The 14570-nt window shown below is 61.9% G+C and carries 13 protein-coding genes; 4 read left to right on the forward strand and 9 right to left on the reverse strand.

Annotated features, from left to right (window positions below; genetic code table 11):
• Nucleotides 1–44: 44 nt before the first annotated feature.
• The 3 genes from C0V73_RS13160 (at nt 45) to C0V73_RS13170 (ending at nt 2519) form a co-directional block, all read left to right on the forward strand.
• On the forward strand, nt 45–671 hold the full coding sequence (locus C0V73_RS13160; protein WP_069042678.1) for a TetR/AcrR family transcriptional regulator: 627 nt from the start codon (nt 45–47) through the stop codon (nt 669–671).
• Nucleotides 672–701: 30 nt separating this feature from the next.
• On the forward strand, nt 702–1097 hold the full coding sequence (locus C0V73_RS13165; RefSeq protein WP_102020821.1) for a nuclear transport factor 2 family protein: 396 nt from the start codon (nt 702–704) through the stop codon (nt 1095–1097).
• Between the two features lie 138 nt (nt 1098–1235).
• Entirely contained in the window at nt 1236–2519 is a 1284-nt protein-coding gene (locus C0V73_RS13170) for a glycerate kinase (protein ID WP_245407970.1), read from the forward strand.
• Between the two features lie 114 nt (nt 2520–2633).
• Here C0V73_RS13170 and C0V73_RS13175 read toward each other — a convergent pair whose 3' ends face one another.
• Nucleotides 2634–3401 carry a coniferyl-alcohol dehydrogenase gene (locus C0V73_RS13175; RefSeq protein WP_102020463.1) on the reverse strand — a complete coding sequence of 256 codons (768 nt, stop codon included), beginning with the start codon at nt 3399–3401 and terminating at the stop codon, nt 2634–2636.
• Nucleotides 3402–3489: 88 nt separating this feature from the next.
• Nucleotides 3490–4962, reverse strand: a complete 1473-nt coding sequence (locus tag C0V73_RS13180) for a benzaldehyde dehydrogenase (protein WP_102020464.1) — start codon at nt 4960–4962, stop codon at nt 3490–3492.
• Nucleotides 4963–5286: 324 nt separating this feature from the next.
• Between C0V73_RS13180 and C0V73_RS13185 the strand changes: the two genes are divergently transcribed.
• Nucleotides 5287–7080: a sigma-54-dependent Fis family transcriptional regulator gene (locus C0V73_RS13185; RefSeq protein ID WP_102020465.1), complete on the forward strand. Its 1794-nt coding sequence runs from the start codon at nt 5287–5289 to the stop codon at nt 7078–7080.
• A gap of 93 nt (nt 7081–7173) precedes the next feature.
• Here C0V73_RS13185 and C0V73_RS13190 read toward each other — a convergent pair whose 3' ends face one another.
• The 7 genes from C0V73_RS13190 to C0V73_RS13220 all read right to left on the reverse strand — a co-directional run bounded on the left by C0V73_RS13190 (nt 7174) and on the right by C0V73_RS13220 (nt 14541).
• Complete coding sequence (locus tag C0V73_RS13190) at nt 7174–7617, reverse strand: flavin reductase (RefSeq protein WP_245407981.1); 444 nt, start codon at nt 7615–7617, stop codon at nt 7174–7176.
• A gap of 122 nt (nt 7618–7739) precedes the next feature.
• Nucleotides 7740–9161, reverse strand: coding sequence for an amidase (locus tag C0V73_RS13195; RefSeq protein ID WP_102020467.1), 1422 nt, complete (start codon nt 9159–9161; stop codon nt 7740–7742).
• A complete protein-coding gene (locus C0V73_RS13200; RefSeq protein ID WP_102020468.1) occupies nt 9158–9361 on the reverse strand; it encodes a hypothetical protein in 204 nt (67 codons plus the stop codon). Before C0V73_RS13200 ends, C0V73_RS13195 begins: the two co-directional genes overlap by 4 nt.
• On the reverse strand, nt 9361–10371 hold the full coding sequence (locus C0V73_RS13205; protein ID WP_102020469.1) for an ABC transporter permease: 1011 nt from the start codon (nt 10369–10371) through the stop codon (nt 9361–9363). The genes C0V73_RS13200 and C0V73_RS13205 overlap by 1 nt, the downstream gene beginning before the upstream one ends.
• A complete protein-coding gene (locus tag C0V73_RS13210; RefSeq protein ID WP_102020470.1) occupies nt 10368–11915 on the reverse strand; it encodes a sugar ABC transporter ATP-binding protein in 1548 nt (515 codons plus the stop codon). Before C0V73_RS13210 ends, C0V73_RS13205 begins: the two co-directional genes overlap by 4 nt.
• Nucleotides 11916–11939: 24 nt before the next feature.
• Nucleotides 11940–13040: a sugar ABC transporter substrate-binding protein gene (locus C0V73_RS13215; RefSeq protein WP_172450174.1), complete on the reverse strand. Its 1101-nt coding sequence runs from the start codon at nt 13038–13040 to the stop codon at nt 11940–11942.
• A gap of 280 nt (nt 13041–13320) precedes the next feature.
• Complete coding sequence (locus tag C0V73_RS13220) at nt 13321–14541, reverse strand: MFS transporter (RefSeq protein WP_102020472.1); 1221 nt, start codon at nt 14539–14541, stop codon at nt 13321–13323.
• Nucleotides 14542–14570: the final 29 nt, after the last annotated feature.

Below are 14570 nucleotides of genomic sequence, written 5' to 3' on the forward strand. Positions count from 1 at the left end.
TTTAAGTCAATCTCAAATTTGAGGAGATTCCAACGGAGTTAGCCATGACCGGATTGCGCGCCCGACAGAAGGCCGACAGGAACCGTCGCATCCTGGAAGCGGCCACCACTCTGTTCCGCGAACAGGGCTACGACAGTGCGCGCATCGAGGACATTGCCGAGATGGCGGAGGTCTCGGTCGGCACGCTCTACAACTACTATCAGAACAAGGGCGATGTTCTCGTCGCCACGGTTTCTATGGAAGTGACCGAAGTGCTCGAAGCCGGCGAACGCATCGTCGCGAACCCGCCACTCAGCGTGATCGAGGCGCTCGGCGCGCTGATCAACCAGTATTATGATCACTCACTCGTCTATCTCAGCAAGGAGATGTGGCGCACCGCCATGGCATCCGCGATCCAGCAGCCAGAGACGCCGCTCTCGAAGCGCTATACCGAACTCGACGGGCGTCTCTGTGCCCAGGTTGTTCAGCTCATAGAGACGCTCCAGCGGCGTGGCGTGGTCATCGCCGGCGTCGACGCGCGGGCGCTGGGAGAGGTCTTCTTCAACAATCTCAACATGATGTTCATCGAGTTCTGCAAGCACGAGAGCATGCCGCTTGAAGAGCTCAAGGCCCGAGTCGCCGAGCAGAATCGCCCGATCGCCGAGTTGATCAGCAGCGTGAAACGCGTCTGACACCACCGAAATCCCGAAGAAATGACAGAGATGACAGAACATACGAGCGAAGTGCTTTCCGCAGCCGATGCCCTGGTGGCAGCCTTCGGCCGTCACGATACCAAAGCTTATTTTGATGCCTTCGCGCCGTCGGCGACTTTCATTTTCTACAATCTCGATCGCACCCTTGCCAATCGCGCGGCCTACGAGGCGGAATGGGCGCTGTGGGAAAGCCGCGACGGCTTTAGCGTCAAGGCCTGCCGCTCGACGAACCGCAGCGTGCACATCGTCGGCGATATCGCCATCTTCACCCATGCGGTGGAGACCGATCTCATGATTGGCGGCGAAGCGATGACGAACCACGAGCGTGAGACGATCGTCTTTGCCCATCAGCCGGACGGTCGTTGGCTGGCCATTCACGAGCATCTTTCGCCGCTCCCGGTGTAGTGGTTGCCTCGCCGCAGCCCTTCTTGCCCTTGGCCTGATCTGGACGTGGTGATGCGCTGGGCCGGCATGGATGAACATACCGCCCGGTAGTCCTAAACGGCTCAATGGTGTTACACCGGTTATGGCTGGGAAGCCGCCATGCAAAACACCAAGACGAGCTGGAACATGAAGCACCGCACGCTGCTGGAGAACCTGTTTCAGGCGGCCGTTCAGGCCGCTAATCCGCTGGCCGGGATCCGCGCGCACCTTCCGCCACCGCCAGTCGGCGGCCGAACCGTGGTGGTCGGTGCCGGCAAAGGGGCGGCCCAGATGGCAGCGGCCCTTGAGAGCCTTTGGCCGGACCCGCTCTCGGGCCTTGTCGTGACACGCTACGGCTATGCCTGCCCCACGCAATCAATCGAAGTGATCGAGGCCGCGCACCCGGTGCCGGATGAGGCGGGGCTCGTTGCCTCCAGACGGTTGCTGGATCTCGTGGCCGGGCTCAATCCGCAAGATCTCGTCATCGCCCTCATCTCCGGCGGTGGTTCGGCGCTTCTGCCTGCACCTCCACCAGGCCTGAGGCTCGATGACGAGATCGCACTCAATCAGGTGCTCCTGTCCTCCGGAGCGCCGATTTCCGCCATGAACGTGGTGCGCAAACATGTCTCCATGATCAAGGGTGGTCGGCTGGCGGCGGCAACGAAAGCGCGCGTGGTCAGCCTCATCGTCTCGGACATCCCCGGCGACATTCCATCCTTCGTTGCATCCGGGCCGACAGTTGCTGATGCTTCAACGCAGGAGGATGCACTCGCCATCATCGAGAACTATAAACTCGACCTGCCGACCGGGGTGATGGCGCATCTGCGCTCGCCTGCCGCCGATGCCCCGAGGACGGACGATCCCCGCTTGTCCCGCAACGAACACCACGTTGTGGCTTCTGCAGGCTTGTCTCTGGAAGCCGCCGCACGCGTCGCTCTTACGGCGGGCTTCACGCCGCATATCCTCTCCGATTCGATCGAGGGCGAAAGCCGTGACGTCGCCCTGGTCCATGCAGCCATGGCGCGGGAGATCGCGACAAAGGGCCGCCCGTTTCCGCGACCTTCCGTTCTTCTCTCCGGTGGGGAGACCACGGTCACCCTTCGCGGCGATGGAGGACGCGGTGGGCGCAACAGCGAGTTTGCGCTCGCACTTGCTCTCGCCGTCGACGGACTATCGATCACGGCACTGGCGGCAGATACGGACGGCATCGACGGTGTAGGCGACCATGCGGGCGCGCTCGTCGACGGAGGAACCGTCGCGCGCCTCCGGGCGGCTGGCTTCGAAGCACGAAAACTGCTCGCGCAGAACGACAGCTATTCGGGCTTCGAGGCGATTGGCGACCTCCTGGTGACAGGCCCGACCGGCACCAATGTCAATGATTTCAGGGCCATCATCATCGAGTAGCAACGCGATCATCCTCGCGACAGCGCACAGCGAGTACCCGAGGGACCAGCGCATCGCGACCATCAGTTGGTATCGGCCGCGATGCTCTGGTTGATCAGGAACGCATGCCGGCTCTTATGTGTAGGATGCCGCCAGACCGCCGTCGATCGGCAGATTGATACCGTTCACCCAGCGGGCATCGTCCGAGCATAGGAAGAGCACGGGACCGGCGACTTCGTCGGCTAGCGCCGGACGCTTCATCCTGTGCGCATCAGCCTGGACGCGGTCCTGGCCGAGCATGGTCACGAAGTCACCGAGGATCGGTGTAAAGACCGGGCCGGGCGCCACCGAATTCATTCGGATGTCACGTTCCATGAAGAGGGCCTGGCTGCGCTTCATCGTCCAGACGATCAGGGCTTCCTTGAAATACTGGTAGCAGGTTTCCTGCGGCACAGGGTTTGCTGTAAGCCAGGCATGGCCCTCTGCGAAGCTCGTGGTGTCGGCAAGCGCCTTGTGCTGCTCGACGCGCTTCGGCCATTCTGCGCCGAGGATCGAGGCGAAATTGACAATGGACGAGCCCTTCGGCATGCGCTCGATCAAGGCTTCCGTCAGATGCCGAAGACCGAGAAAGTTGACGCGGGCGACGAGATCTTTATCGGCGGTGCCGGGAACGCCCGCAGCATTGACGAGCGCATCGATGCGGGCGGGGACCTGGGCAAGCACTGCATTGATGGCCGTCGGATCGGCGAGATCGATCTTGATGAAGCCGTCGAGTGTCAGCATCGCGTCGTTGCGATCAACCCCGATGACGGTTGCGCCGCGAAAGCGGGCGAGGCGGGCGACTTCACCGCCGATACCCGACGAGACGCCAGTGATGACGATTGTTTTTCCTGCGAGATTCATGGTCGTGTTTCCCTGAGGTTGTGCTTGATCGCGTCCGTCCGCACGAAGGCGGACGGGGATCACCAATGCTTGTGTTCGGCGTGATTGATCAGAAGGGATAAGGTGTCGCGGCCTTCTTCACCGAGACCCATTGCCACTGGGTGAACTCTTCGATGTCTGCCGGGCCGCCGACACGGGTGCCATTGCCGGACTTTCCGCGGCCGCCGAAGGGCGCGTAGGGGCCGCCATTGACCGTCTGGTCGTTAATGTGGAGCTGTCCGACATTCAGCTCGTCACCCACAGCCATGGCGCGCCCGAGATTGTTCGAGATCACGCCGGCTGCCAGCCCATAGTCTGACCGGTTGGCGAGTTCGACTGCTTCCTCATCCATCTTGAACGAGACGATGCAGGCCACCGGCCCGAAGACCTCTTCCTCAAAGGCCAGCATGCCCGGCTTGACGCCCGAGAGCACGGTTGCGGCATAGAAGCGACCGTCATGCGTGCCGCCGGCGAGTAGCTTCGCCCCCTTGGCCACGGCATCGTCAACGATCTTCTGGATCGCGTCGACCTGGCTGTCGGAGATGATCGGCCCGAGCGCCACCTGCCTGGTCGAGGGATCGCCGGCTGGCAGGTGTTGCGCCTTGGTGACGAGGCGCTCGGTGATCGCAGCTTCGATTTTTTCATCGACCAGGATCAGTCCGGTTGCCATGCAGATCTGGCCCTGATGCAGGAATGTGCCCCAGGCGGCATTGGAGGCTGCCACATCGAGATCGGCGTCATCCAGAATGACGAGGGCATTCTTGCCGCCGAGTTCGAGCTGAACGCGCTTGAGGTGACGGCCGCAGATCTCACCCACCTTGGAGCCGCCACGGGCCGAGCCGGTGAAGGAGACCATGGCAATGTTCGGATCGCTGCAGAGGGCCTCACCGGCATCCGCGCCGCCCGGCACGACATGCAGGACACCCTTAGGGAGGCCGGCCTCCTCGAAGATACGGGCGATGATGATGCCACCGGAGATCGGCGTTCGCGGATCCGGCTTGTGCACCACAGTGTTTCCAAGCGCGATTGCGGCCGCGATCGAGCGCACGGAGAGGACGAGCGGAAAATTGAACGGAGAGATGACGCCGACCACGCCATGCGGCACGCGCCGGGCATAATTTGTCCGATCATCCATGCCGGGCAGGAACATGCCTGACGGCTGCATCGCGAGCGAAGCAGCATGGCGGATGAAGAGCGTGCCGTGTTCGATCTCGATCATCGCCTTTGGATGGATGGAGCCGGATTCCTGCATGATCCAGGCCGCCAGCTCCTCGCCATTCTGCTCCAGAAGGTCTGCGGCACGATTGAGGATCGCGGCGCGCTCTGCGGGCAGGGTCTTGGCCCAGGTCTTCTGTGCGGCTTTGGCCAGCTTGGCGGCACGGGCGATATCCGCCGGACCGCAGAGACCGACAGCGGCCAGGACATTACCATTGGCTGGATCGGTCACATTGAGCGTTCCTGCCATGGTCTCCTGCCATTCGGAGATATAGGCGAGGCCACCCCAGCGGCCGGTGTCCAGGAATTTCGGTGCGTGCATATTCATTGTTCAGGGCCTCCAGTCCCATGGTTGGGAGGTCCGCGCAAAGCTTCGCCGTCATGAGATCGGCCCGTGTTGAAACCGCTCATCCCATCTCAGCTGATCGATGCGTCCTCCGTGCCACCTCCTCAAGTGGCTCGAACAAGTCATCGCAAGGTATGTGCCAATTGCTGTCCAGACTGGTGCCGGTCGCTTCTGAACGTCGAAATATCTGGAAAATACAATGGAATAGGTCGCACCCGCTCTGCGCTTCTTGTGTGGCCGACTTGGATTGCAGATTTCATAAAATGGTGAAATCATGAGAAAAGTCTGAAAACACATGAAGTCGATATGACCTCTCCCAAACCGCCCAAGCTCGTTTCTCTTGCCGATGTGTCGAAGTCGACGGGCAAGATGTTGTCCAGGGGCGCGTTCAGCGAGCTCGATACCGGGGCCTCGCCGACCCTTTCGGAACTGACCGAGGCGCTCCATTTTGCCTTGGGCGACGGCCGGATCTGGCTCAACGACCAGCGCATGGTTCTGATGCAGAGCCAGGTTCTCGGTCGATTGCGTCAGGAGATCATCGACGCCTTCGGGATGGAAGCCGCAAAGGGCATCTTCATGCGCGTCGGTTACATGCAGGGCGTGCGGGATGCCGAACTGATCTTGAAACGCTTTCCGTACCAGGACCTCACCCATGCTCTCGCCGCAGGACCGCGCGTCCATACCCTCGAGGGCTTCGTCAAGGTCGAGACCAAGCAGTTCGAATTCGACAGCGACAAGGGACGCTATTTCGGCGAGTTCTATTGGTACGACTCCTCAGAAGCCGGTGAGCATATCGCGCATCATGGCCTGGCGAGCGAGCCGGTCTGCTGGATGCAGACCGGTTATCCCAGCGGCTACACCAGCACGCTGTTCGGCCGGCCTGTGATTTTTCGCGAGATCGAATGCTCCGGCATGGGGGCGTCACGCTGTTACGTCGTCGGCCAGAATGCCGAGGAATGGGGAGAGGACGCACCCGAACGGGCCTATCTCGGCCTCGAATGGCCACGGTCGCGGCGCACTGCGCGCAGCCGCTCGAAAAAAGCGCAACGAGGCGATGACCGCGCCTCCGCGAATCCGGCGCCGACCACCGGTGGCGACCCGGTCGTGGGCGTTTCCGCCAGTTTCCTGCGCGCGCGACTGATGGTGGAGAAGGTGGCCGACACGGAGGCGACTGTTCTGCTGGTCGGAGAATCCGGTGTCGGCAAAGAACTGTTTTCCCAACAATTGCACCGGCTGAGCCACCGCGCGACCAAGCCGTTTGTCGCACTCAACTGCGCCGCCATTCCCGACACCTTGGTGGAATCGGAACTCTTCGGCGTCGAGAAGGGCGCCTTTACCGGCGCTGTTGCCTCCCGTCCCGGCTATTTCGAGCGTGCGGCCGGCGGAACGCTCTTCCTCGACGAGATCGCATCGCTGGCCTATGCCGCGCAGGGCAAGCTGCTTCGCGCCATCCAGGAGCGGGTGATCGAGCGCGTCGGCGGTTCGAAAACGGTCGCAGCCGATGTCAGGGTCATCGCGGCCTCGAACGTCGATCTTGCCGACGAAGTTCGAGCCGGGCGCTTCCGCCAGGACCTCTATTTCCGTCTCTGCGTCTTCCCGATATCCATTCCGCCGCTTCGCGAGCGGCGGGACGATATCCCCCTGCTCGTCGATCATTTCCTGCGCCTGTTCCGCGAGCGGCACCGCCGCCAGGTGGTTGGCCTGACTCGCCGCGCCATGGATGCGTTGCTTGCCTACGACTTCCCCGGCAATATCCGCGAACTGCAGAATCTGATCGAGCGCGGCGTGATCTTTGCAGAACCCGGCGGGTTTATCGATCTGCAGCACATCTTCACAGCCAATGAACCACTGCCGTCGTCGCATCCGTCGCTGACGCGCGAAGGCCGCTTGATCTATGGCCAGCCCAGCCTGTCGCAAGCAGCAATCACGCCTGATTTCCTGCAGTCATCCTCACACATCCGATCTGCCGAGCTCGATCTCTACCGTCAGGCCCTCAACGCCCATCGTGGCAATGTCTCGGCTGCCGCCCGAAGCCTCGGCATCTCGCGTGCAAAGCTCGAATACCGGCTCCGAAAGAACGGCATCTACGACAAGGATTGACTTGGCCTGTGTGCAGCGAGGTGACATGAGCGATGGCCAGTCATGCACCGACCGCCTTCATCGGCGAGGGTCGGCTTGTGACGGGAGCGGGGCTCAGACGCGTTGATAGCTGCGTCGATAATAGAGCAGCGCCTCGGCGTCTTGGCCGTCGTGAATGCCTTCGACCGTGCAATACAGCACGCGATGGGTTCCGATGTCGCATTGCTCGGTGATCCGGCAATCGAAGGAGACGAGGGCATCCTTCAAGACCGGTGCGCCTGTCACGCCGGCTTCCCATTCAGCGGCAGCGAAGCGCTCGTCGACCGGCGTCTTCCCACCGAAAAGCCCCGACAACGCTTCGTGTTCGCTCGAAAGCACGTTCACGCAGACGACTGCGTTCTGCATCACGGTGTCGAAGACGGATGCGGTTCGGTTCAGGCAGATCAAGAGCGTGGCCGGACTGTCGGTGACGCTGCAGACGGCGGTTGCCGCAAAGCCAGCACGGCCGGCGGGCCCATCCGTGGTGATGATGTTCACGGCGGCAGCCATCTTCGCCATGCCGTCGCGAAAGGCCTCGCGACTGATCGGGGCAATGGCTTCGAGCGGTGCATTGAAGCTTGGGATGCTGTTCATGGGGGTCATCCTTTCAGGCTTGAGGGGCAATCTTCTGTTCTGGTTCATCACGCCGCCGCAGACCGGCTGTGAATGTCCGGTGCGAATGCGGGCAGCGCCAGGACCTGTTCGAGGCGGCGCGCCACGCTCGCTGCCAGATCCTCGCGCCAGGGCCGTGCAATGACCTGGATGGCAATCGGCAGGCCCTCGGGAGACGCGGCCACAGGAAGCGTCACGACGGGCAGGCCGAGAAAACTGAAGGGGCGGGTGAAGGAGGTCATGGCGCTGACCACGCCGTTCATCTTCGGGCTCGCGCCGATATCGACGTCGCTGGAGAGCGGCGGAAGAAACGGCATCGCGGGCGCGATAAGGACGTCAGCGTCGCCGAATGCTTCGTTCAAATATCTCTCGAGCATGACGGCCCGCATCTGCAGCGCTCGCAGATAAATCGGCGCCGGGATCGCCAGAGACTGCGACAGCCGCATGCGGATCTGCGGACCGTAGTCTTCGGGCCTCTCCCGCATCCAGTCGAAATGAACCGTGCCCGCTTCGGCCATGGCAACGACATTGGCGAGTTCGGCGACAGACGGCATGTCGATGCCCTTCGTCCGAGCGACAAGGCCGACTTCCTTCGCCAGCACATCTGAGGTGTTTTCCACCGCGGCGCCGACCACCTCATCCAGTCCGGTCTCGAACAGTCCGCCCAGAATGCCGACCCGGAGTGACCTAAGGTCGTCGTGCAGCGCTGCAGGCGGAGGAGTGTCCACGCATGTCGTGTCTCGCCCATCCGCGCCGGCAATGATCTGCAAAAGGAGATAGGCATCGTCTACGCTGCGCGCCAGCGGCCCGACGCAATCCTGCGAGAAGGAGAGGGGCATCACACCATGTCGGCTGACACGACCCTGTGTCGGCTTGATGCCGACGACACCGCAGCAGGCGGCCGGCAGGCGGATGGAGCCGCCCGTGTCGGAGCCGAGTGCTGCAAGCACCACGCCACCACCGACGGCCGACCCACTGCCCGAAGAGGATCCCCCGGTGATCCTGGCCGGATCGATCGGGTTCAGCGCCCGCCCGTGATGAAAGTTGTGACCAGTCGGCCCCATGGCGAATTCGCTCATGTTCAGCCGTCCGATCGACACCGCCCCGGCTTCTTCCAGCCGCTGCATCACCGTCGAGGTCTCGGTCGCCACATGTGATGCGCGGATCTTCGATCCGCATCCGGTGACGAAGCCTTTGCGGTCATACATGTCCTTGTGAGCCAGGGGCACGCCGTGAAGCAACCCCGTCGCGGCACCCCGTGCCAGCGTCTCGTCCGCCTGACGAGCAGCTTGCAACGCCGCCTCTTCCTCGATTTCGATGAAGGCGTTGAGCCTGCTGTGGCTCGATTTTGCCCGTTCGATGGCGGCTTTGCTCAGCTCCAACGCGCTGATGCGTCGCTCTTGGATGGCTGTGGCCGCTTCCTTCAGTGATGTCGGATTGTCGAGGCTCATCGATCTGCCTCCCCCCGCAGGATCCTGTCGAAGGCGGCCGGCTCTACGTTGAAGAGATTGCCGATTGCGCCCTCCTCGATAGGAGCGATCGCGGTGGAATCCCTTTGCAACTCGCCGACCATGGCCAGAAGCTCCGGATCGATGGCGGCCCGTCCCCAATAGGCATGGGAGAGCGCCTTCATGACGTCCTGGAGATCCATCAGCTGAAATCCTGCGGTTGGCGGTTGCGGACCAACTGGCTCAACGACACCGCGATCACGAGCGCCCCGCCATAGAAAAGGTTCTGCACATAGGCATCAGCGCCCAGCATCGTCAGTCCGGTGATCCCCGTGACCAGGAAGTAGACGCTGATCACGGCACCAAAGGCGTTGAAGCGTCCGGGCGAGATCGTCGTGGCCCCCAGGAAGGCGGCGGCGAAGGCCGGCAGCAGAAGGTTGAGGCCGGACAGTGGATCGGCCGAGCCGGTCATGCCGGCATAGAGCACGCCGGCAAAGGCCGAGATGAGGCCGGAAAAGACGAAGGATGTGGCGCGCACGCGGTCGACATTGATGCCGTTCAGGCGTGACACTTCACGACCGCGACCGACGAAGAGCAGCTTGCGCCCCGGGATCGTGTATTCCAGCACATACCAGATGATGGCAGCGAGGATCAGCGCGTAGAAGAAGGCCAGCGGGATGCCGAGGAAACGGTTGATGATGACCCATTCCACGAGGCCCATCGAGACGCCCGATATCGTCTGGCTGTTGCTGATCCAGAGGATCAGGCCATTGACGAAGGTCCCGATCCCAAGCGTGACGATCAGCGAGTGGATGCGGAAATAAAGGACGAAGAAGGCGTTTGCCGCACCGATCACCACCCCGCTCAAAAGCGCGACGACCACGACCGGAACGATTGGCCAGCCGAGCTTCACGTTCAGGACCGCAATCAGCATGCAGCTCATGGTGAGTGTCGAGGCGCCCGACAGGTCGAAGTCACCGGAGGTGAGGGGGATGATGATGGCCAGCGTCAGAACGACGAGGATCGCCTGGGAGCCGAACAGGGTGGAGAAGCTGCGCCAACTCAGGAAGGAATCCGGCATCAGGATCCCAAAGATGACGATGAGCAGAAGCCAGGCGGCAACGAGCGCAAAGCGTTCGGCTTCCGTCTTCAGCGTGAAGCGGCTCTTCGGCTTGGAAAGGGTGGGTGTCGTAGAGATGTCGAGCGTCGTCATTCTGCAGCCTCCGCTTGATGGCTGTGGAAACAGGCTTCGGTGATGGATTTGCGGGAAATTTCGGATCCCTTGAGCTCGAAGACCGGACGTCCACGGGAAAAGACGATGACCCGGTCGCAAATCTGCTCAAGCTGTTCATTGTCGGTCGAGGCGCAGAGAATGGCAGTCCCCTCTGCCGCTGCCCGATCGAGCGCCTTGAAGATCTGCTGGCGCGCGCCGAAATCCACGCCCTGGGTTGGCTCGTCGAGCATCAGCAGTTTCGGCTTGATCTGCAGCCACTTGGCCAGCAGCACCTTCTGCTGATTGCCGCCTGACAGGGAGCCGAGGTTCAATTGCGGGTTCTGCGGCCGGACATCGTAGATCTGGCCGAGACGGCCCGCCTCTCGCATCATTCGGCCGCGATCGAGGCCATAGGGTTTCAACATCCCGTTCAGGACCGGCAGCGTGATGTTGTCCGTTACCGACAGGCTTCCGATGCCGGCGGAGCCCAGCCGGTCACCGGGGAGAAAGGCGATACCGAGCTTTTGCGCCATAAGGGGGGAGATGGCTGAGAGGGAGAGGGTCTGGCTATCGATCGAGATCGTGCCGGAGCCGCGCATCGCCCCGTAAAGCAGGTAGGGAACCGATGCGAAACCCGAGCCGATCAGACCGGTCACCCCCAGGGTTTCGCCCTCACGGATCTCGAAGTCGAAGCCGGGTGACTTGCCGTCGCTCAAGTCGCGCACCCGCACCGCAGCCGGTATGCCCTCCGCGGCCATCCGTTTCTTTTCGAAATGGTCGATCCGCGTGCCGACGATGGTATCCAGAATGGACTGGCGCTCCGCGGTGCGGGTGTCGAGGATGTCGACAAGCTCGCCGTCGCGCAGCACGGCAACGCGGTCGGTGATATCAAGCACTTCGTCGATGTCATGGGTGACAATCACCACGGAGGCGCCGGTCCGCACGATGGACCGTATGAGGGTGAAGAGCCTCTGCACGTCCTCGGCCGGGAGAAAAGGCGTCGGCTCGTCCAGAACGAGGATGCCTTCACCGCCGTGTCCGGCATCCGAGGCCCGCAGATCCTCGAATGCCCTGATTATCGCGACGAAGGCCCGCTCCACGGGCGGCAGGCTGGCGACGGTGGCGAAAGGATCGATATCGAGGCCGAATTCCGAGAACAGGGCCGAAATCGCCTTCGCCTCGCGCTTCCAGTTCACCAGCCAGGGCGTCTTCTGGCCCAGTGCCGTCACGCGCATGTTTTCCATGACGGTCAGCGAGGAAACCAGCCCGAGATGCTGGTGGACGAAGGCCACGCCACGCTTCTTGATGTCCATCGGGTCAAGCGGCAGGGGCAGCGTCTGGCCCCAAAGAACCACTTCGCTGCCCTCTTCCGGCTGGTGGAAGCCGGCAAGGACCTTGATCATCGTCGACTTGCCGGAGCCGTTCTGGCCCAGCAGGCCGAAGACCTCGCCGCGGCGGATGGAAAGCGATACGCCCTTGAGCGCATAGTAGCTCCCAAACCGCATGCGAATGTTGTTCATCCTGAGCACAGCATTCTCGGTCATCGCGCGGCTCCCGATGTGGCTGGGTTACTTCAGCATCCAGAGCTTGCGAAAACCCTCGAGATGAGCGTCGCCGTAGCCATCGTCGAAGTTGGCAGGCACCCCTGCGGTCTCGATGTTATCCTTGTCGAAGACAAGGAGCGGCACATTGAGTTTGGCCACTTCCGGCTTGCCGCACAGCATGCGCATGATGTTGTCGATAGCCGCATAACCGGCCCAGCCGAGGCTCTCGCCGATATCCATCTCGACCTGTCCTTCGCGCACCATATCCAGCACGAAGGGCGTGCCGTTGAAGCTCGCAACCTTCACCGAGCCTTCAGAGCCGGTGATGCGCAATGCGGGCACGACGAACTGCGACATCGAATCGTAGATCGGTAGGATGTAGTTGATCGAGGGGTCGGCCAGCAGTGCCGACTGGGTGCCCGACTGGATCTTCGTTGCCCATTCGGAGACCGGCACGTCGAGATGCGTCTGCTTGCAGTCCGGGCAGAGCGCCTTGAGTTGGTCCTGGATGGACTGGACGAAAGGAATGGACGGCAGCACATCCGAAGAGCCGATGATCAGTACGTTCGGCTTGCCTTCGGTCTGCGCATAGGCCCAGGCAGCGAGCAACTTGCCCGCGCCAGTGAAGTCGACTTTGCCGGAATAGTCGACGCTCTCCACAGCCGGCTGTGTCACGTCGTAGAAGTGGGTCGTGCTGATCTTGAGGCCAGCGGCGCGCGCCTCGGAGAGCTGCGGCCCCAGCACTTCCGGATTGAGGCCGCCCGCAAGGTCGACCACGTCGTAGTCCTGGCTGATGGCCTGGGAAATCCCCTGAACCCACTGGTCGAGTTTCAGCTGGTTGTCCCAGGTGGTGTAGGTGAAGCCAACTTCGGCCGCTGCCGAGGCCATGGCCTTCTGAAGCTCCACATTGAACGGGATCGTCATCGAGATCGGGATCGACAGAACCTTCTTGTCCGCCATGCAGGCTTTGGCGTCGAAGGGCTCGCCGGGTGCGGCGAATACCGGCATGGCGCGGTGCGCTTCGATGATGGCCTTTGCATCGGCCATGGGATCTGCGGCGACAGGCGTGGAGGCGACCGCAAGTGTGGATGCGGCCAAAAGCGAACTGGCAAGAATGAGGCGCATGATTGACGTTCCCCTGTCTCTAACCCGGTTTTCCGGTGTCATCTGATGCGGTTCTCGATGACCGCTCGTAGATAATGTACGTACATAGTCAGTCGAACGTCAATCGTGTTTTGCCTATTTTTTTGCACTGCACATTTATTCGGCGAATGCCGAAAACCCTTTCAGTCAGGCGATCGAATCGCGATCAACTACGCGCAGTTCGTCTCCGATAGACGCGCGATCTCGCATGTGCAGCATCAATAGATGCTGAGTGATATGTCAGTACATATGGTGAGGATTGTTACGGGCTGGCCGTATGCGCGCGCCAGGCGATCAAGCAGCCTGCAAAGCCGAAGAGCGCAAAGATCATGAAGCTGGCGCCATAGTGTCCCGTCAGTGCATAGACGCTGCCGAATGACGAGGGCCCCACGATTACCCCGATGAAGGTATAGACCAGCACGCCGCCGGTGATCGAGCCGACCCGTCCCTCTGGGGCATTGTGGGCCACCTCGGCGAGTAGCACGCCGTTCCATCCGATGGTGACCCCACCCATGGCAACGAAAAGCGCCACCTGCGCGATCGTCGGCAGATCGGTCAGCCAGAACAGCAGGGCATAACCGGTACCGCCCAGCAATCCGAGCAGGGCGAGCGTCTTGAACCCGCCACCGATCCTATCGGCGACGACACCCCAGAAAATGCGCCCGACCGCGCCGGCAAGCTGCATGGCTGCAGCAACGGAGCCTGCCGAAAGAAGCGACCATCCGGCGTCATGCACGAGCGTCACGACGGCAAAGGCCGAGACGGACAGCTGCATGGCCGAATAGGCAAAGCCGAGGGCGGACAGCGCCCTCAGTCGTGGATTGCGCCAGATCGTCGACTGTTCCTCGGCGAACCCCTTCAGAAAAGACCGTCTTGGCGCCGGATTGACCGCATCCGCCGCATGCGTCGCGGCCAGAAGAGCCATCGTCAGGATCGGGGCGACGGCGCCGATGAGCAGCGCGACATGCCAGTCGAAGAAGCGCGTGAGAAACGGAAAGGCAAAGCTCGCAAGGATGCCGCCGAGTGGCACGCCCGACTGCTTCAGGGAGAAGACGATATTGCGTCTGTTCAAGGGAGTGACGCGGCTCAGCATTTCAGAGGAGGCGGGGTTATTCAGTCCATAGCCGATGCCGATGAAGAGGGAGGCGGCGATGATCAGTGGGATCTCCGCGCTCGCAATTCCGATAAAGCCGAGCACGAAACAGGCGAGAGCGGCCTGTTCGATCCGGATCGGGCCGAAGCGCTGAACCAGCGTCCCGGCAATCGCCGAGGAGAACATTCCGGAGAAGTAGATCAGGCTGATCTGGTAGCCGATCCAGTAGGCCCCGATATCGAGATCCTTCGCGACCGTGGGCGCAATCGCGGTCAGCGCGAGCACGCTCGCCGTCGCAACGATCTGTATCAGTGTGGCGGCAATCAAGGTCTGGGTAAGCGAGGAGGCGTGTCGCGCGGGCGGTGCCTCTTCGGCGATGAAGTCAGACATATGGTGCTGTCTCGGAGAATATGGCTAGG

The sequence above is a fragment of the Rhizobium sp. TH135 genome, assembly GCF_002855515.1.
Classification (GTDB): Bacteria; Pseudomonadota; Alphaproteobacteria; order Rhizobiales; family Rhizobiaceae; genus Allorhizobium.